We start from the raw sequence: 17,709 nt of genomic DNA, 5'->3' as shown, positions 1-17,709 counted from the left end.
GTCTTGCAAGCTCATCCGTTCTATTAAGCCTTGGTATGAAGTTTCTGTTCGTCAGTGCAAGCATTTGCGTCCGACTTCCTTCAGATTCCGCCTCATGGCGGACACCCTTGTCTTTCGCTAACAGTTCCTACTGCCAAGTCTGTAGTGGACTTTCACCACCAAGTTATCGCCCATGCCGGGCGCACAAGTAAAAAAGACCCAAGAAGCCATGACACTTCTTGGGTCCTGCATATTAGACTTAGTTTTTTTAAATGGTTAATTGTATTTGTTCATTATAGAAGGAACGGTAAACCATGTAACTGGCGATGAAAGAAGAAATCGCAGTCACAGAAATCAACATGAACATGACGACGATTTGATAGCGAATCGCCTGGGTCGGATCAACACCCGCAAACATGAGTCCAGACATCATTCCTGGTAAACTCACCAGACCTACTGTTTTTGTTCGTTCAATGGAAGGTGACATTCCGGTTTGAATACTGTCACGCAGAATGGATTGTGACGCTTGTTTGGGGTTCGCTCCTAATGCCAGTTTCTCTAGTACTTGCTGTCTGCGATCATTAAATTGTGTCGTGAGTGAGCGATAGACCACTCCAATGGTCGTCATCGCATTTGCAGCTATCATTCCAGTGATGGGTACAATTTGTGAAGGCGTCCAGTCAATGGCTCCTGAAAAAATTAAAATGATTAGCGCAATAGCTGTACCCACACTAATTGAAATAGCTGATACTTTAAATGAATTAGGTATCCCTTGACTCGTTTTATGGGCATTGTAAGAAGCATTGAAGACGATAAACAGCACCATCACTAAAGTAAGTAAATTATTATCCACTTGAAAAACAAAGCCTAATACATACCCAATAATAAACAGTTGGATAACTACTCGGACACCGGCAATTAAGATATCTTTACCAAGTCCTAACTGTTCTTTGTAATCTATAAAAATGGCTATAAATAATAATAATGTTGATAAGACTAAAGAAAAATTACTTATTTCTAAACTATTTTCCATGTTTAACACCCTCCGTTTTCCCATCAACCAGTGTAATTATTTCATTAGATGCATTGATTTCTTCTTGGTTATGCGTAATCCAAAGAATAGTTACCTGCTCTTCTTTATTTAGACGGCGGATAAAGGACAGAATAATCTCTCGATTCTCTTTATCTAATGAACTCGTCACTTCATCCATGAGCAGCACTTCAGGTGGATACATCAGATTTCGAATCAAAGCAACTCGTTGTTTTTCCCCACCAGATAAATCTTTGACAGGTTTATCTAAATAGTTAGAAGGTAGCTGTACAGTTTCAAGTCCTTCTTTCGCTCGCACTTCGTCGAAATTTTCCTCTCGAATATCTGCTGGAAAGGATAAATTTTGTCGAACGGTCTGATCAAATAAAACCGCATTTTGGAAAAAGTACGAAACTTGTTTACGATATTCTGTCGGTTCATATGTAGAAATCTCTTTTTCTTTATAGTAAATTTTTCCTGAAGTTGGGCTAATTAACAAACCCATAAGTTTCAGCAATGTACTTTTTCCTCCACCAGACGGGCCGGTGACGGTAACGATATCTCCTTTGTTGATCGTAAGACGAATGTTTTCAAGAATTTGCTGATTCTCCACTTTAAAACCTATCCGTTCTAACCTAAATATTTCTTTCGACATACATTTTCTCCTTATCATTACTATGTATTTTAAAAGATGTGCGAATGAATCAATAATCGATTCATTCACACATCCATTTTTTAACCATAAAGGTTAATCGATTAACTGGACTAATTTTTAATGCTCGTTTGGATCATTTTCAGCATCTTCATGTGTTTGATGAACGGTTCCTGCTAAGTGGTCCGGTCCAGCATAGATGGTATACAATTTTAAAGGAACATCACCTGTGTTGGTCACGTTATGCCACACATCTGCTGGTACAAAAATTGCATCATCATCCGTTACTTCTGCCTCAAAGTCGAGGTTATCCTCACTTGGTCCCATTTGACATAAACCTGTTCCTTCTTCAATACGTAAAAATTGGTCGATGCCTTCATGTACTTCAAGACCGATATCGTCGCCTGGCTCAATGGACATAACTGTAACTTGTAACTTTTCCCCTGTCCAAATCGTTGTGCGAAAATTATCATTATCAACTGTCATGCCCTCGATGTTTTCAACAACTGGCTTTTTGCCTCGATCACTATAGTCATATTTCACTTTACCAACCTCTTTCTTTATTTGTAATGATTCTAATTAATTAGACCATACACTTTAATTGATTACATGTCAAAATAATAAGCTTAATCAAAGCTTAAAAGCTTTTTCAGGTTAGAGCTTACAAAACGATCGGGTTCTGACAATTGAAGTGGTTCAATAAAATTCTACTGTTTTTTTACATCAATCACCCTTCCGTTTTCAGATTATTCCCATTCATATATCGAATAATAGACAATTTATTCATTTCTAATTAACTGTTATAGAGGTAAATCTTTCTTTGTAAAGAGAATATTTGATGCCGTGTACAAGACTACGGCAATGGACCCTAAAACAACGAATCCCCAGCCGAATTCTCCACCAGAAAGGATGGCATCCGTATCAAAAAGTGTTGTTATCGTTAAATATTCAAGGCCATCCGCACTGTCCATTAATTGTTGAATCATGGTAACTAAGAAGAAGGCAAATGGTAAACCACCACCAATTGCTAAAGCCATCCCAGTGCGATTAAACAATGTAGATGCAAAAAATGAAATTGAACTCATTGCGAGAATCAAAAGAAGCAACCCTAGACTTAACCATAAGTACGTTTCACTATCGAATTCTAATGCTTTGTCAACAGATCTTGCAGAAGAAACCATGGCATGATTCGCCATTGATGTAATTTGTTCTTCATTTAGTCCTGTCGTTTGAGTAGATAAGGCTAACGCTTCAGGGTCTTTAAGTAAGGTTAAATTATCACTTATTTGGTCGCTGCTAATGTTTAAAGCAGTAGCAGATGATTCAATGACTGTTTGCAGTAGAAGCTCCGCATTGTCTTCAGTAAGTTGTCTTTGAAGAGTCGTGGATTCTTCGACAGCATCAGATTCGCTATTCTCTTCTGTTTCTTGAGCTTCTTCGTTCTCTTTTGTTGTTTCTTCTGTATCCATGTTTTCTATTTCATCTGTAATGATCTCACGATAGTCATTTATTGAAACACCATAAATACGAGCACCGGCAGCTAATGCATCATTACTATTCAGAATCATTTCGGGATCTTCCATTAATTCTTCTGCAGTTATCTCAATATCCTCATCTCCCATATCCTCATCATCCTCATAAATATCCCAACGCTCATCGGTGATGATTTCGGCCGTTTCCTCATAAGAACGTTCACGAATGACATCCTCTAAATAAATTTCATATGCTTCTGTATCCATGTCACGTGCAATTGCTGCTTCACGCATGACATTTTCATCTTCTTGAATTAAATAAAGTCGCTCAGATAAATAATCTTCCTCATGGTTCAAAGTTTCAGCTGCTGCTGAGACGTCATCGGTTATCGCATAACCAGTCACATTGTTGTAAGTAAATTGAGAGGCTGCTAAGCCTGCTATTGAAATAACAGTATACATTAAAACAACAGATAGTATTAAATAAAGGGACTTAGTAAAAATAACGCTTGAGCGTTTGATGGGAGTGGATAATGTATAAGCCATTGACCCAGAATCTACTTCATTTACGACAAGGTTGTTTGCAGTAAAGACAACATAGACAATCCCTAATATTACTGCAATTAATTTATAAAAGTTTTCTAAACTTCCTAACAAGCTAGTTAATGTAGATAAGATATTAGAAAAAGCAGTGCCTTCAGCTGCTTCTGCAATCGAAGCATAGCCTGCAGCATCATAGCTGATAATAAATCCTGATAAGATAGTTGAAGCAACAATTGTTATAATCAACCATAGCTTCCAATTAGATTGTAGACTTTGTTTAAATATTGGTTTTGATATCAATTATTTTTCCTCCTTAAACACTTGGGCAATGTAGTCTTCAAAATGAGCTTTAATTTCTTTAAAATAAACTAAATCAAAATCTTTTAAGGTTTGAATTAGTTCGTTAATCTGTTCATCATGTATTTCAACAAAGACTTGTAAATCCTCCATTTTTACTTTACTGATTTGATAACCCAACCCAATAAATCGTTTAAAGTCAGCCTCGGATTTAAATTCCATTCGATATACTTTGTTTTTATTGTAGCGAATTTTTTTTATATCTACTATTTCAATTATCTTGCCCTTTTGAATTACAGCGACTCGATCGCAAATTTCTTCAACTTCTTGGAAAATATGACTCGACATAAAAATAGTTTTTCCCTTTTCTTGTTCTTCTTTTAAAAGGTCTATGAAAATATCACGCATTAAGGGATCTAAACCAGTTGTCGGCTCATCCATAATCAATATATCCGCATCCGAGGCTAAAGCAGAAACGATCGCTGTTTTTTGCTTCATTCCCTTACTCATCGCGTGAACGTTAGCCGATATGTCTAGCTGGAATAATTCACTTAATTCTTTGGCTCGATTCCAGCTTCCTCTTCCGGACAAATAAATTTGCTCTTTTAAAAATTCTTCACCACTTGTATTTCCAGGGAAATTAATTTCTCCAGGAATATATGAAACATATCGTTTCACCTCAGCACTACTTTTTGAAGCATCTAGGCCCTTTATTGTAACGCTACCTTCATCTGGTTTGATAAAACCCATCAGATGTCGAATGGTCGTCGTCTTGCCTGCCCCATTAATACCGACAAAACCATAAACTTCTCCTTTTTCAATCTCTAAAGAGATATCAAAAATGCCACGTTCTTTTTTGTAATCCTTAGTTAGGTGTTTAATCTCAATGTAGGCCATATTGTAAGTGCTCCTCTCCATCAGAAACTGACTTCTTACGATCATAGAAATCCATAAAATAGTCTTCCAGCGTAAATTTAATCTCGGAAATAAAGTTAACCTTTACTTCACTTAATTCTGTAAATAATTGTTGCATTTTTTCGTCTGTCAAATTCATTTTCACCTGGTTTTGATTTGGTCTTTTAATTGAAATGGTGAATGCTGTATTTTTTAAAAACTTTTCATAATCATCAAAGCTTGAAAATTCTACTTTAAAAGCTTTATTTGTGTTTCTTTTCAGGTGATCCGCTTCAATCATTGACACAACAACACCATCTTTAATAATTGCAATCCGATCACACGTCGCATCCACTTCGCTAAAAATATGACTGGAAAGTAGAATAGTCTTTCCCTTTTCTTTTTCATTCAAGATAAACTGAATAAAACGTTCTTGCATAACAGGATCTAAACCTGATGTCGGTTCATCTAAAATCAATACATTCGGATTATCCATAAAAGCTGTGACAACAGCTAACTTTCTTTTACTGCCTAAACTCATCTCTTTAATTTCTTCCGAAGTGTCTAACTCAAATAACTCCTTGAGTTCATCTGTTCGTGACCTGTCAGAAATCTGTCGTTCTTCAGCCATAAATTTAATGAATTGATCTCCGGTCATATTATCGGGAAAGGCCAATTCACCAGGTAAATAGCCAATATCGTGTTTAATTAATGCAGCTGATTTCCAAGTATCTTTTCCGTTAATATACGACTCTCCTTCGTCGGGTTGAATGAAACCCATTAAATGTCGAATGGTTGTTGTTTTCCCTGCCCCATTCGGACCCAAGAACCCAAACACTTCACCTTTTTCAATTTCAAAGGAGACATCAAATATACCCCGACCGTGCCCATAATCTTTTGTGATATGCTTTACCTCTATAACTGGCATTCATTTACCTACTTTCATTTTATATTCCATATGTTAATTAATTTACACTTGTATCTTTATTTACAAACGTCTTAGAAAGTATTATACTGGACTCTATTCCAAGAACAAGAGACAGAATGATAAAATGGTTAGTTAATTTACAAAGTAGGAAAAATTGTTTATTAAATCGCTAGGAGTGTATATAATATATGGAAGATTTAGATTTAAGAATTCAAAAAACGTATAAATCATTGGTTGAAGCAATTGAGATACTATTAAAGGAAAAAGAATTCGAGAAAATATCGGTGACTGAAATTTGCGACTTAGCGATGATCAGACGCCCGACATTTTATAAACATTTCTTAGATAAATATGATTTTCTAACTTTTTTCATTAAGTCTAAGATGAATGTCATTTTTGATTATGCCTTTCAAAATTTAAATGAAGAAGAAAGTAACTTTTTTATTTTAGTCTTTGAACAACTCCTCCAACAACCAGATAATGTTTTACATCTTATATTCAGTATTCAACTGAACTCAGATGTTATGTTGGAAATGGTAAGTGTTCAGGAATATGGACAAAACATGTTAAAAAATTTTGTAAATTTAGAAGAAAATGTCAGTACCAACCATGTAATAAAAAATGAATACAAGAGACAAATTATTATGGGGGTTACAATCCAATCCGTTGATTGGTACAAGAATAATAAAGAAAAGATTCATATAGAAGAAATGCTTAAGTTGTATGAAAAGACTTTAGAAAATTTAATGGTATAAAACAAATGCCACTTAATTACATGTCAAAACAAGCCTAATTTAGGTTAAAAATTAGGGGTTAAAAACTTCTACTAAAGATTTATTTATTTCTATTGACTTCTTAAGAATAGTTTGTGATAATTAATACAGAGGGAATAAAATCTCTAGACTCTTTTGTGTAAACACTAATTCTTTTAAAATTAAATAATGAAAACTTTGGATAATCTGCTTCTTAAAGTAAATTATCCATTGTGATCTGAACAGGCGGTGAATATATACTATTCATGCAGCCGGGCTACGATTTTTGTGGCAGCAGAATATGACATTCAAAGGGCATATCTGTGGGACAGTTAATTCTGTTCTATAGGTATGCCCTTTTTATTATCTACCACGCTGAAAAGGAGGGGAAATTTCAACAAAAATTGCGTATTTATAAGAAAAAAACTTAATTTTTAAAAAATATGAAAGAAGGTTATAAATATGTTGAACTATTTAACAAAAAGCCGGCAAGGACAATTTTTAGTGATTGGTGTTCTTTTTACCATCCTGGGATACGTTTTCATTCCTATAAATTTAGGATACAGTACTATCTTATTTTATATTGCGATTTTCTTTTTAGGGTTTTATGCAGCTAAGGATGCTGTTGTTGAAACTATCCAAGATTGTTCCCCCAATGTAGACTTATTAATGATTTTAGCTGCTCTCGGAGCAGTCATGATTAATTATGAATCTGAAGGTGCTGCCTTACTCTTAATTTTTGCGGCCGCTGAAGTCTTGGAAGACTATGCGACGGACAAATCAACCAGTGCTATCTCAGAGTTGATGGCACAAGTCCCTGAAACGGCCCAAGTATTAAAGGATAACGGTGAAGTCATTACAGTACCCACCAAATATTTACAAATTGGGGATCAAGTAGTCGTTTCAAAAGGTGCACAAATTCCAATCGATGGCCTCATCGATCGTGCAGCTACCATAAATGAAGCAGCACTTACAGGAGAATCAGTTCCTGTAGATAAAAATCCCAATCAAGAAGTTTTCGCAGGAACAATTAATGAAGGAAATGCATTTCATTTAGAAGTAATTAAATCTGATGACGAAACAGTCTTTTCAAATATTATTCGTATGGTTGAAGAAGCACAAAATAAGCCCTCACGAATTTCGAAATTTATTGACCGCATTGAAAGTAAATATGTAATGACCGTTTTAATTATTGTTCCAATCTTCATTTTTATTCTCTATTCTGGAATAGGTTTAAGCTTTGAAGAATCATTTTATCGTGGGATGGTCCTTTTAACTGTCGCGAGTCCTTGTGCACTAGTCGCTTCAGCAACACCCGCTACCTTAAGTGCTATTAGTAACGGCGCAAAAAATGGTGTCTTATTTAAAGGTGGCGCCGCTATGGAAGCTCTCAGTACCATGGATACTTTATATACCGATAAAACAGGAACTCTTACCTTTGGAGAATTTCGCGTAATCAATTATGAGTTAGACGACTCTCTCTTAAAAGAAGTCATTTATATGGAACAACAATCCAGTCACCCAATTGGTCGTGCAATTGTAGCAGAGTTTCCCGAACTAGATTTAAATCAAGTCAACCAGCAGGAACCAGTAGAAGAAATTGCTGGATCAGGGATTAAAAAGGGAGATATTCGAGTTGGTAAACCAAGTGTATTTTCAGAATTTAAGCATTACCAAAACTTCCAGCGAATTTTAAAAGAAGGAAACACTACTATTTTTGTAGCTAAAGGACAAGATATTGTCGGTTATTTCTCTTTAAGTGATCAAATTCGTCCCCAAGCCGTAAAAGCTGTTAGGAGCTTTCAGCAAGAAGGCATCAATGTTTCATTACTAACAGGAGACAATAAAGAAACAGCTGCTAAAGTTGCCCAAACAGTAAAAATCGACCATTTTATCGCTTCGATGTTACCAGAAGATAAAATTGAATTCATAGTAAACAGCCAAAACAAAGAAGAAGTCGTTGGCATGATTGGAGACGGTATAAATGATGCACCTGCCCTAGCTAATGCAGACATTGGAATAGCAATGGGTAGCGGTTCTTCAGTTGCCATGGAATCTTCCGATGTCGTTATCGTAAAAAATGATTTATCCAAGCTCTTTTATAGTTACAAAATCAGTAAAAAATTAAATCAAATTATCATGCAAAATGTCATTTTTTCCATTGCGGTTATCGTCACTCTGATAATCCTAAACATGTTTGGCGTACTTGGATTGCCGCTAGCAGTCTTATTTCACGAAGGGTCAACGATTCTAGTCATCTTAAATGGCCTCCGCCTACTTGGCTCAGATCACTCCGATAAAGGGTACAGCGACTCTCATCAAACCGCTTAAAATATCCTTTCCAATAAACAATCCATAATTATTATACGCAAAAAAAGCTCGAATACTCTGTATATAAAACAGATTATTCGAGCTTTTCGCTTTATTTTAGGTTATATAACTTCAGCTTCATAACCTATCTCTCTAGTTTCATTGATGTGACCATCCTCAAAAATTAAATCAGCATCCTTATATTTCTAGCTTTACTTGATTCAAACAGCATTGTTGTCTTTTGAACACCAGTTAAAGTATCAACAGCCTGTGTAATCTTTTGCATATATCAAGGAAAAGTAAGTTTTGCTAGTTGTAATGTTGTATTCTTCATTCATGACATTCCTTGTTTAAGCATAAGATTTTGATGACTACTATACTCTTGAACATACAGACTTATTACTTAACTTAAGCGGCTTTAACGCGTGATTTTTTCACTTCATAACCTAGATTTTGAATCGCTTTTTCAATCTCTTCAATTGAACTTTCTTCGTCGTTAAAGTTCACTTTTACTCGAGAGGCGTTAAACATAACTTTTAGACTGTCTTTGTCGATTCCTCGAAGTCCACCTACTGCATTTTCGATTTTTTGTAGACAAGATGGACAAGTTAACGTTTCTAATTGGATGTTTGCCTTTTGCATGATACATTCTCCTTTGAATTTTTGTTTATTTACTATTTATCTTATTGACAACTATAGTATAACGGTTATTTTGAGAAGATGAATTGATCTATATCAAGTTTTTTAAAAAAGGAACAAGCAACTGTGTTATGTGGATCAACAGTCACTTGTTCCTTTTCATTTATATTCTCTTAGTCTTCATCATGGTAATCATCATCTTCTAGCGCTTCTTTTCCTAAAAAGGCTTGTAACATCCAGATTTTCGTATCTAAATCATCTTTAAATGCAATCAAAGTGTCTTCAAAGGTAAAGTTCTCTTCTTCTTGCGCCAAGTGAATGGCACGAATTGTTAATTCACGAGTTTCTCTGAAATCATCGATGATATTATCAACCATCTCTTCAGCTTTTAGATATTTATTGGCAGGGTCTTCGGATAGCATGGAATATTCGATAAGTTCTTGGGTTGTAGATGCCGGTTTATAGCCTGATGCTAGTAAACGTTCAGCTAAACGGTCAAACCATTCTTCATTATCATCGTACAGTTCCTCAAATTTTTCATGTAAAGTATAAAAATGAGGACCTTTCACATACCAGTGATACTGATGTAACTTCACATGTAAGGTGTGAATATTACCTAAAAGATGATCTGCAATGGCTGCTGCATTTATTTTCGTATGATGCACATGGTCTTTGTATGCTTGTTCTTCTTTTAATTTTTCTTGTGGTGTTTTATCTGACATTTTTTATTCCTCCATTTTAAGTTGATCGTTCCATCGAAATTAAGCTGCTTTTACGCGTGATTTTTTCACTTCATAACCTAAATCTTGGATAGCTTTTTCGATTTTCTCAATTGAAATTTCTTCATCGTTGAAGTTTACTTTTACGCGAGAGGCGTTAAACATTACTTTCAGACTGTCTTTGTCGATTCCTTTAAGCCCACCAACGGCTCCCTCAATCTTTTGTAGACATGAGGGGCAAGTCAACGTTTCTAATTGGATATTAGCTTTTTGCACAATACATTCTCCTTTGATTATTGTTTGTTTTTTCCTACTTTGTCTTATTTACACTTATAGTATAACGACTGTTAAATGATTTTGAATTGATCTGTATCAAGATTCTACTTTTTTAATGTATACTTGAGGACAAAAGTGTAGAACATAACCTGGTACACAACCACTACGAATCGTCTGCCAGGTTGTCCCACTTACTTTGTTTACGCTTCTGTGACGACTGATGCTTCTTTTTCATTAAAATCTTTACTACCTTTTAGGTTGTAACGTAAGAGTCTCATACCATTTACAATAACGACTAGAATACTTGCTTCGTGAACTAACATTCCAATGGACATGTTCATCCATTCTGAGAAGAATACGGCTGATAGCAGTACCAATACAACGCCAATCGCGATTACAATATTTTGTCTCATATTATTTACCGTTGTTTTTGCTAAACCGATCGCATATTGTAAACGACTCATATCTGAGTTCATTAAAACTAAGTCAGAAGTTTCAATCGCTACGTCTGTACCGCTACCCATCGCTACACCAATATCGGCCATAGCAAGTGATGGACTATCATTGACACCGTCTCCTACGAAGGCTACGATTTCACCTTCTGCTTGTAATTCTTTTAAATACGCTGCTTTGTCTTCTGGTAGTAAGTTACCAATCGCATTTGTCAAACCTAATTCTTTCGCAACTAAGTCAACTGTCCCTTGGTTATCACCGGATAGAACAACTAAGTTTTTTACACCTAAGTTTTTCATGGCTTGTAAATCTTCTTTAATGCCTGGGCGGATTTGGTCACGAATACCCATTAAAGCTTTTAATTCACCGTCAACGGCTGTAATAACTAATGAATTTCCACGTTTTTCATAAGTTTCAAAATCTTTACGTGCTTTTGCATTTAATTTCACTTTTTCTTGTTCCATTAATGCAACGTTACCTACTGCCACACGGCTACCGTTTACTTCTGCGACGATTCCGCCACCTTTGACAACGTCTGTGTTATCTACTGGATATAATTCGATATCGCCTAGCTCTGAAAGGACCGCTTTTGCAAGTGGGTGATCAGATTCTCCTTCAACACTTGCTAAATAACTTAATGCCAAGTCTGCATCACCATATGTTTTCGATTCGGCAACTTCTGGATTTCCGACTGTTAATGTCCCTGTTTTATCAAATAAAATCGAGTCAACTTTCGCTAAGTCCTGGAATGTTTCTGAACCTTTGAATAAAATGCCATTCTTCGCACCATTACCGATTCCTGCAACGTTTGATACAGGTACACCGATAACTAGTGCACCCGGGCACCCTAGTACAAGAATGGTAATCGCTAGTTCAACATTTTGTGTAAACACCCAAGTTAAGAAGGCTCCGACTAAAACAACTGGTGTATACCATTGTGAGAATTTGTCAATAAAGCGTTCAGCTGCTGATTTTGAGTCCTGTGCTTCCTCGACTAATTCAATAATTTTACCAAATGTCGTATCTTCTCCAACACGGTCTGCACGGATTTGAATGGTTCCATTTTCTAAGATCGTTCCTGCGAACACTTCTGAATCTGTTTCTTTTCGAACCGGATCCGCTTCACCAGTGATTGATGCTTCGTTAATATGACCTTCGCCAATAATAACTGTACCGTCTACTGGTACTTTTCCACCTGTACGAACTTGTAAAATATCCCCTTCATCGACATCCCAAATGTCTACTTCTTCAAATTCACCATTTTCCATTTGTTTAAAAGCTACTTCTGGTGCCATTTCTGTCAATTCTTTAATCGCTGAACGAGTAGAGTTCAATGTGCGAGCCTCTAACCAGCTACCGAATAAGAATAAGAACGTTACGATAGCTGACTCTTCATAGTTTTGAATGAGGACAGCACCGATTACTGCGATGGTTACTAACACATCAATTGAAATTACTTTTACCTTTAAAGCCCCAAAAGCTTGAATGGCGATTGGTGCCACCCCTAAAATAGATGCGATAATGAATGCGATATTAAAAACTTGTGTGTTTCCAAAACCAAAGTGTGCAATAAATCCTATAACGATTAAAATTCCTGAGATAAGTGTGATTTTATTTTTACTGCTTAATATTTTTTGCTGAAAACTCATTTCTTTCTCCTCCTAGTTTGTACTTGTTGACTACAGTATACCCTGCGCTTTTTCATTTAAAATTGACCCCAATCAACTTTCATACGTTATTATATTTTCTTTGCTGAATATCCAATCTCTTCAATCTTATGAAGAATTTCTTCTTCTGATATTTTATTGTCTTCAAATACTACTCTTGCTTTGCTTCTATCAAATAAATTTTTTATTGTTTCTATCCCCGTTAATTCATTTACATTGTCTATGATTTTTTGCATACAAGATGGACAGGTCAATTTTTCTAATTGAAACGTTATCGTCGTCATCTTCTCTCTCCTTTATTTTTTTAGTCATTACTCTGGATGTTTTGATTACACAGTTAGTATAGACCGAATATTTTGTTTGCGAATTGATTTATACCAATCTTTTACATTCATTTAAACATTCGAATAAAAAAATCACTATCCGTTAAGATAGCGACTCTTTTTCTTTTATGCACCATGTTCATCTTGTAGAATCTCAAGTTTTTGAAGGACAGTATCTATACTATTGGGATCTAAATTCGAATCATCAAATTCCGCTCCATGCCCTTGAATCAGCATATTTAATTTCGGCTGCAAGCCAGTAATATCATGCGCTGCTTCTGGTATCTCACAGTTATGCGTGACTAACAAAGCGTCTGCTTTTTCGTGAAAAGTATCTAAAGAGTCTAAAGCCATATTAGAATCATCAAATGTTACACCATGGTCTTCCAGTAAAAAATTTAATTTTCCATTTATGTCATTTGCTATATTTTTGTCCATTGCTATAAATCCTCCACATTTGTATTTTTGTTACATCTACAGTCTACAAGAGATAACCGCTGTAATAATTGATGCGTATCAATAAACTGTGTTATTATTAGAAATACTTTGAATGTATAGACACCGTTCTAAAACAAAATTTAAATTTGAATATAACTAAAGATACAATGGTTGAAAATTTAGATGTAAACGGATATACGTACTTTAGGATATTATCGTACAGCGGTGCTCGAAAATCAGAAATACTAGCTCTTAAATGGTCGGATATTGATTTTGATATATCTACTCAACATTAGTAAAACACTTACTAGGGGCTTAAATAATAAGATTATCATGCAACCTACGAAGACGGTGAACGGTCGAAGAGTGATTGATATGGATTATGACTCGATGAAGCTTTTAAAGCAGTGGAAGATGTATCAGGCTCAATTCATGCTGAAACTCGGTTTTAATACCAATACACCCGATCAGCATGTTTTTGCGAATACGAGAAATAACTTCTATTCGATTAATGTACCCAATGACCGTATGAGAAATGTACAAAAGCGTAATGGACTCAAACAAATTACCGTTCATGGGTTGCGACACACGCATTGTAGCATCCTTTTCTCGATGGGTGCATCAATAAAAGATGTTCAGGCTCGTCTAGGACACACGGATATTCAAACAACAATGAATATCTATGCTCACGTTACAAAAGAAGAAAAGAAAGATACCGCAGATAAGTTTGCGAAGTTTATGGATAATTAATAATAATAGTTAAAAGAGAGCTCAATTATTGTTACGTGATTAAGTCTCCGATATTTTATATAAATATTAAGTAGTTCATAAAAAGGGAGAAGGGAATATAAAATGGCTAATCTAGGATTTACGTATCTATTCACAAATAATATGAGTGAGACGAAAAAATTTTATTCAGAAATATTAGCATTAGAGCTTATATGGGATGAAGAAGACGATATTGCTTTTAATATAAACAACCATCAGTTATCCATTCAATACCACAAAGACTTTAAGAAAGCTTCTCCTTTGTTTTCCATCCAACCTGGATGGAAAGGTGGGGTGGCACCTAGGACGAGTTGGTCAATAGCATTTGAATCGAATGAGTACAATCAAGTCATTGCTAGATTGCAAAAGGAAAGGGTCAAGACATACCATAGCGTGCCACAATGGGTTGGTTACTGGAGTTTTCCAGTCTTAGATCCAATGAATAATACGATTGAGATAACCTGTAGTGAATATGAGATTAATGGTTGACTTAATTCATCTGTATATAAAAAATATCACTAAAAATAAAACCATTACCCTTTTTCCAGTAGTAATGGAAATAGTAATGGTTGGTAATGGTTTATAGCAGTTGCAAGAAAAGTTCAGAAATTAAAAAAGGCTTCCTACCAGCGTTTAGAAGCTGTTAGGAAACCTTAGTAAAGCTATTATGGAGTTGAGGGGAGTCGAACCCCTGTCCAGACACCTTGACACTCGAGCATCTACGTTCATAGTTCCACCATTTAGGTTTCGCTGAACATTAGCCGTAGAACAGGCATCATGCATCGCTAGTCTGCTAATCTCTTTCTATTCTTACAGACGGAAAGAATAGACGTATCCCACTTATTATAGGACCCGATACCGAGCACATGGGCGATGCCGGTCGGATCACGCTAAGCTGTTTTTACGCAGCTAAAGCGTATGTGTTGCTATTATTGTTTGCAATTAGTTTAATTGTTGACGTTATTATGCAGCCGTCACCTGCAGAACGCAACCCCAGCTCAACTATGCCTGTCGAATCCGTAACAACCCCGTTGTGGTATAGAGCTTCTCTCTTTGCTCTGCTAATAGTATACCATATAACCCACTAAATTTAAAGCTTATTTGCTATCAAATAGTAAGCATTTATATGCGATTATCCACATTAGACCTTATCTCGTCTCACCCACAACTACAAAAAAATAAGAGCATCTGAATTTCCAAATGCTCTCGACTTAATTAATTTGTTAATGCACTAATGCCCAGTATATCTTCTTTTGCATGGATCAGGTCCGTAATTTTTTGACAGATAGGGGCTTGGATTCCCAGTCTGTTTGATGCCTCTGCTACAGCCCCATTGAGAAAATCAATCTCAGTTGGTCTGTTATTAGCCAGATCCTGGTGCATGGATGGGTAATGTGCCCCTACACTGGACGCTACGTCTTTCAGATAAGCAACCGTCTCGTCTACATCTAATGTAATATCGTCCTGCAGCTTTGCAACTGCAGAGAATTCTGATACGATTCCAGTCAGCATGGAATCAATCGTTGAGGATGCAAATACTTTATCGATCGTCGAATCCAGCAACGCACATAACGCGTTCATCGTCCCATTGATGCACGCTTTACGCCAGGTCGTATAATTGACGTCTTCACTGTATACGCCATATAGCCCGCTGCTTTTTAATACCTTAACTATTTCAAGAGCCGCTTCTTTTTCATTTGGATCAGCGTTCTGCAGTTCTACAGGTCCCTGTCCTTTGAAGTGAGTCACTCCCGGTGCATCGATTCCCGCAGTCCATACTGTCGTGCCCATAATGATATTTTTCTTTTCTACATAGGCTTCCAGTGTTTTCAGATGGCCCAAACCGTTCAGAAGGCAGATAACTTTTGTGTTTGCTCCAATGACATGTGCAATCTTTTTCATCATCGGTTTAAGTCCCATCGATTTTGTAAAAACGAAAATAGCGTCCATCTCTTCTTTTAGTTCATCCGGTTTACAGATCGTCATTTTCTGATTGTCTTCTTTACCATTAACAGTAATGTGTAGTCCATTAGTTGAGATGGCTTCGATATGATCTTGCCAGTTATCCAACAGCGTCACATCTTCTCCATTTTTTTGTAATAAATAGCCAAATCCGCAGCCTAATGCCCCTGAACCTGCAATTGCAATTTTCATTCTCTACATCCCCTTTTACTCTATATTAATACTATACTTTAGTTTTCAGATAATTTCATGAAAACTTCTCTAAAAAATTCTATTTTCTTTGTCTTTCACTTTTATTACATAAGAAAACACCCTCCTATTTAACCTGAGAGGGTGTTACATTTAAATGGTTTGTATTAATCAGTAAAGTGAGAGACATCATTGTATTTTTCTAAATGATACAACCCATCTTCATAGCGTGCTACAGATACACTGGCATTTAACAAGCCTTTAGGATTTCTGAGTTCTGGTATCAGGTTTTCGAGGATATAGCGGATTGTTCCTCCATGAGCGACAACTAGAATTGTCTCGCCTGTATCACGGTGCTTGTCGATCAATTTGATCAGTCCTTTTTCTACTCTTGACCAGAACATCATGAAGTCTTCTGCATGTCCTTCGGGATCGACAGCTCTGAAAGCATTCATTCGTTCTGCCACATCTGTATTTCTGAACATCTCTTTTTTGGTATCGTACCCCAGATAGTCTCGTACTTTTTCGTAGGCTTCTGAGCCATACATGCCTTCCATTGATCCGAAGAATACTTCTCTAAATTCTGGCATCTGAACCATGTTCAAAGACCCAATCTGTCCGTTCTCTTCTAATATCAAACTGGCTGTTTCTTGTGTACGTGTCAAATCACTCGTATAAACAGCATTAAATCTGACATCATTCAATCCTCGTCCACATCGTCTGACATCCTCTATTCCGTGATCAGTCAGTGGTGCGTTACTCCACCCCTGCATCCGTCCGTAATAATTTAAGTAGGTTTCCCCGTGTCTTACAAAATAGATTGTGACCCCTTTGTTCGCCATTCTAGCTCCTCGCTTTCTATACACTCTTTATTTAGTTTACCAGACAATCTGTCCTTAATCGACTGCTAAACCTAAAAAAGCGTACCTGATCTAATCAGATACGCTTTTTGTTAATAGTTATCTTTTACTGCACGTCTCAATTCTCGGTCCTGGTCCCGACGTTTGATTGTTTCGCGCTTGTCGTATTGTTTCTTCCCTTTTGCCAGTCCAATCAGTACTTTTGCAAACCCGTTTTTAATGTAGACTTTTAGCGGGATCAATGTGATTCCGCCTTGTTTCGTTTCACCAATTAGTGAATCGATCTGTTTTTTCTTCATTAGCAGCTTACGTGGTCTGAGTGGATCATGGTTAAACTGGTTCCCCTGTTCAAAAGGAGATATGTGCACGTTATAGAGCCAAATTTCTCCATCTCTCACACTGGCATACCCGTCTTTCAAGTTGATCCGTCCGGCACGTATCGATTTGATTTCAGTCCCTTTAAGAACTATCCCCGCTTCGACCGTGTCGAGTATGGCGTATTCGTAACGTGCTTTTCTGTTCTGGGCAATTAACTTGCCTTCACCTTTGGGCATGTTA

19 protein-coding genes, 1 other RNA gene and 1 riboswitch are annotated in these 17,709 nt (G+C 36.4%); of the genes, 4 read left to right on the top strand and 16 right to left on the bottom strand.

What is annotated here, in order from left to right:
• Positions 1 to 247 precede the first annotated feature (247 nt).
• The 6 genes from CLV38_RS06770 to CLV38_RS06745 form a co-directional block, all read right to left on the bottom strand.
• Positions 248 to 1,012, bottom strand: a complete 765-nt coding sequence (locus tag CLV38_RS06770) for an ABC transporter permease (RefSeq protein ID WP_106193175.1) — start codon at positions 1,010 to 1,012, stop codon at positions 248 to 250.
• Positions 1,002 to 1,664 carry an ABC transporter ATP-binding protein gene (locus tag CLV38_RS06765; protein ID WP_106193172.1) on the bottom strand — a complete coding sequence of 221 codons (663 nt, stop codon included), beginning with the start codon at positions 1,662 to 1,664 and terminating at the stop codon, positions 1,002 to 1,004. Before CLV38_RS06765 ends, CLV38_RS06770 begins: the two co-directional genes overlap by 11 nt.
• A 117-nt stretch (positions 1,665 to 1,781) precedes the next feature.
• On the bottom strand, positions 1,782 to 2,204 hold the full coding sequence (locus tag CLV38_RS06760) for a cupin domain-containing protein (RefSeq protein ID WP_106193170.1): 423 nt from the start codon (positions 2,202 to 2,204) through the stop codon (positions 1,782 to 1,784).
• A gap of 257 nt (positions 2,205 to 2,461) precedes the next feature.
• Complete coding sequence (locus CLV38_RS06755) at positions 2,462 to 3,976, bottom strand: ABC transporter permease subunit (protein ID WP_106193168.1); 1,515 nt, start codon at positions 3,974 to 3,976, stop codon at positions 2,462 to 2,464.
• Positions 3,977 to 4,870 carry an ABC transporter ATP-binding protein gene (locus CLV38_RS06750; protein ID WP_106193165.1) on the bottom strand — a complete coding sequence of 298 codons (894 nt, stop codon included), beginning with the start codon at positions 4,868 to 4,870 and terminating at the stop codon, positions 3,977 to 3,979.
• Complete coding sequence (locus CLV38_RS06745; protein ID WP_106193162.1) at positions 4,857 to 5,795, bottom strand: ABC transporter ATP-binding protein; 939 nt, start codon at positions 5,793 to 5,795, stop codon at positions 4,857 to 4,859. The genes CLV38_RS06750 and CLV38_RS06745 overlap by 14 nt, the downstream gene beginning before the upstream one ends.
• Before the next feature lie 188 nt (positions 5,796 to 5,983).
• On the opposite strand from CLV38_RS06745, the gene CLV38_RS06740 reads away from it, so the two are divergent.
• Positions 5,984 to 6,550, top strand: a complete 567-nt coding sequence (locus CLV38_RS06740) for a transcriptional regulator (protein ID WP_091268930.1) — start codon at positions 5,984 to 5,986, stop codon at positions 6,548 to 6,550.
• 225 nt (positions 6,551 to 6,775) lie between these two features.
• Positions 6,776 to 6,881, top strand: a riboswitch (NiCo riboswitch).
• Between the two features lie 128 nt (positions 6,882 to 7,009).
• A complete protein-coding gene (locus CLV38_RS06735) occupies positions 7,010 to 8,878 on the top strand; it encodes a heavy metal translocating P-type ATPase (RefSeq protein WP_106193160.1) in 1,869 nt (622 codons plus the stop codon).
• 387 nt (positions 8,879 to 9,265) lie between these two features.
• Here CLV38_RS06735 and CLV38_RS06730 read toward each other — a convergent pair whose 3' ends face one another.
• From CLV38_RS06730 to CLV38_RS06705, 6 genes are all read right to left on the bottom strand, one after another.
• Positions 9,266 to 9,499, bottom strand: a complete 234-nt coding sequence (locus tag CLV38_RS06730) for a heavy-metal-associated domain-containing protein (protein WP_106193158.1) — start codon at positions 9,497 to 9,499, stop codon at positions 9,266 to 9,268.
• A 170-nt stretch (positions 9,500 to 9,669) separates the two neighbouring features.
• Positions 9,670 to 10,218 (bottom strand): Dps family protein, encoded by a 549-nt coding sequence (locus CLV38_RS06725; protein WP_106193156.1) that lies wholly within the window; start codon positions 10,216 to 10,218, stop codon positions 9,670 to 9,672.
• Between the two features lie 39 nt (positions 10,219 to 10,257).
• Entirely contained in the window at positions 10,258 to 10,491 is a 234-nt protein-coding gene (locus CLV38_RS06720; protein WP_106193153.1) for a heavy-metal-associated domain-containing protein, read from the bottom strand.
• A gap of 200 nt (positions 10,492 to 10,691) precedes the next feature.
• Entirely contained in the window at positions 10,692 to 12,593 is a 1,902-nt protein-coding gene (locus tag CLV38_RS06715) for a heavy metal translocating P-type ATPase (RefSeq protein ID WP_106193151.1), read from the bottom strand.
• A gap of 89 nt (positions 12,594 to 12,682) precedes the next feature.
• Positions 12,683 to 12,895 (bottom strand): heavy-metal-associated domain-containing protein, encoded by a 213-nt coding sequence (locus CLV38_RS06710; RefSeq protein ID WP_106193148.1) that lies wholly within the window; start codon positions 12,893 to 12,895, stop codon positions 12,683 to 12,685.
• A 165-nt stretch (positions 12,896 to 13,060) separates the two neighbouring features.
• Positions 13,061 to 13,372, bottom strand: a complete 312-nt coding sequence (locus CLV38_RS06705) for a hypothetical protein (RefSeq protein WP_106193145.1) — start codon at positions 13,370 to 13,372, stop codon at positions 13,061 to 13,063.
• Positions 13,373 to 13,705: 333 nt separating this feature from the next.
• On the opposite strand from CLV38_RS06705, the gene CLV38_RS06700 reads away from it, so the two are divergent.
• Positions 13,706 to 14,122, top strand: coding sequence for a site-specific integrase (locus CLV38_RS06700; protein ID WP_146128997.1), 417 nt, complete (start codon positions 13,706 to 13,708; stop codon positions 14,120 to 14,122).
• Positions 14,123 to 14,224: 102 nt separating this feature from the next.
• Complete coding sequence (locus tag CLV38_RS06695) at positions 14,225 to 14,629, top strand: VOC family protein (protein ID WP_106193140.1); 405 nt, start codon at positions 14,225 to 14,227, stop codon at positions 14,627 to 14,629.
• A gap of 176 nt (positions 14,630 to 14,805) precedes the next feature.
• Here the strand turns inward: CLV38_RS06695 and ssrA are convergent.
• The 4 genes from ssrA to smpB all read right to left on the bottom strand — a co-directional run bounded on the left by ssrA (position 14,806) and on the right by smpB (position 17,705).
• Positions 14,806 to 15,170: a transfer-messenger RNA gene (gene ssrA / locus CLV38_RS06690) on the bottom strand.
• A gap of 185 nt (positions 15,171 to 15,355) precedes the next feature.
• The gene (locus CLV38_RS06685; protein ID WP_106193138.1) at positions 15,356 to 16,294 is read right to left on the bottom strand and encodes a 2-dehydropantoate 2-reductase; all 939 of its coding nucleotides are present in this window, start codon (positions 16,292 to 16,294) and stop codon (positions 15,356 to 15,358) included.
• A gap of 164 nt (positions 16,295 to 16,458) precedes the next feature.
• Positions 16,459 to 17,133, bottom strand: coding sequence for a histidine phosphatase family protein (locus tag CLV38_RS06680; RefSeq protein WP_106193135.1), 675 nt, complete (start codon positions 17,131 to 17,133; stop codon positions 16,459 to 16,461).
• Between the two features lie 110 nt (positions 17,134 to 17,243).
• Positions 17,244 to 17,705, bottom strand: coding sequence for an SsrA-binding protein SmpB (gene smpB, locus CLV38_RS06675; protein WP_106193132.1), 462 nt, complete (start codon positions 17,703 to 17,705; stop codon positions 17,244 to 17,246).
• Between the last annotated feature and the right edge of the window lie 4 nt (positions 17,706 to 17,709).

Origin of the sequence: Alkalibacterium olivapovliticus, from assembly GCF_003003275.1 — a bacterium.
Classification (GTDB): domain Bacteria; phylum Bacillota; class Bacilli; order Lactobacillales; family Carnobacteriaceae_A; genus Alkalibacterium; species Alkalibacterium olivapovliticum.
The sequence above is the reverse complement of the archived record's forward strand: the minus strand, read 5'-3'. Positions and strand labels throughout refer to the sequence as shown.

What these genes read in the sequence shown, in the direction of transcription:
- CLV38_RS06770 (WP_106193175.1), bottom strand. Translation starts at nt 1,012, where the DNA reads ATGGAAAATAGTTTAGAAATAAGTAATTTTTCTTTAGTCTTATCAACA.
- CLV38_RS06765 (WP_106193172.1), bottom strand. Translation starts at nt 1,664, where the DNA reads ATGTCGAAAGAAATATTTAGGTTAGAACGGATAGGTTTTAAAGTGGAG.
- CLV38_RS06750 (WP_106193165.1), bottom strand. Translation starts at nt 4,870, where the DNA reads ATGGCCTACATTGAGATTAAACACCTAACTAAGGATTACAAAAAAGAA.
- CLV38_RS06745 (WP_106193162.1), bottom strand. Translation starts at nt 5,795, where the DNA reads ATGCCAGTTATAGAGGTAAAGCATATCACAAAAGATTATGGGCACGGT.
- CLV38_RS06740 (WP_091268930.1), top strand. Translation starts at nt 5,984, where the DNA reads ATGGAAGATTTAGATTTAAGAATTCAAAAAACGTATAAATCATTGGTT.
- CLV38_RS06735 (WP_106193160.1), top strand. Translation starts at nt 7,010, where the DNA reads ATGTTGAACTATTTAACAAAAAGCCGGCAAGGACAATTTTTAGTGATT.
- CLV38_RS06730 (WP_106193158.1), bottom strand. Translation starts at nt 9,499, where the DNA reads ATGCAAAAGGCAAACATCCAATTAGAAACGTTAACTTGTCCATCTTGT.
- CLV38_RS06725 (WP_106193156.1), bottom strand. Translation starts at nt 10,218, where the DNA reads ATGTCAGATAAAACACCACAAGAAAAATTAAAAGAAGAACAAGCATAC.
- CLV38_RS06715 (WP_106193151.1), bottom strand. Translation starts at nt 12,593, where the DNA reads ATGAGTTTTCAGCAAAAAATATTAAGCAGTAAAAATAAAATCACACTT.
- CLV38_RS06710 (WP_106193148.1), bottom strand. Translation starts at nt 12,895, where the DNA reads ATGACGACGATAACGTTTCAATTAGAAAAATTGACCTGTCCATCTTGT.
- CLV38_RS06705 (WP_106193145.1), bottom strand. Translation starts at nt 13,372, where the DNA reads ATGGACAAAAATATAGCAAATGACATAAATGGAAAATTAAATTTTTTA.
- CLV38_RS06700 (WP_146128997.1), top strand. Translation starts at nt 13,706, where the DNA reads ATGCAACCTACGAAGACGGTGAACGGTCGAAGAGTGATTGATATGGAT.
- CLV38_RS06695 (WP_106193140.1), top strand. Translation starts at nt 14,225, where the DNA reads ATGGCTAATCTAGGATTTACGTATCTATTCACAAATAATATGAGTGAG.
- CLV38_RS06685 (WP_106193138.1), bottom strand. Translation starts at nt 16,294, where the DNA reads ATGAAAATTGCAATTGCAGGTTCAGGGGCATTAGGCTGCGGATTTGGC.
- CLV38_RS06680 (WP_106193135.1), bottom strand. Translation starts at nt 17,133, where the DNA reads ATGGCGAACAAAGGGGTCACAATCTATTTTGTAAGACACGGGGAAACC.
- smpB (WP_106193132.1), bottom strand. Translation starts at nt 17,705, where the DNA reads ATGCCCAAAGGTGAAGGCAAGTTAATTGCCCAGAACAGAAAAGCACGT.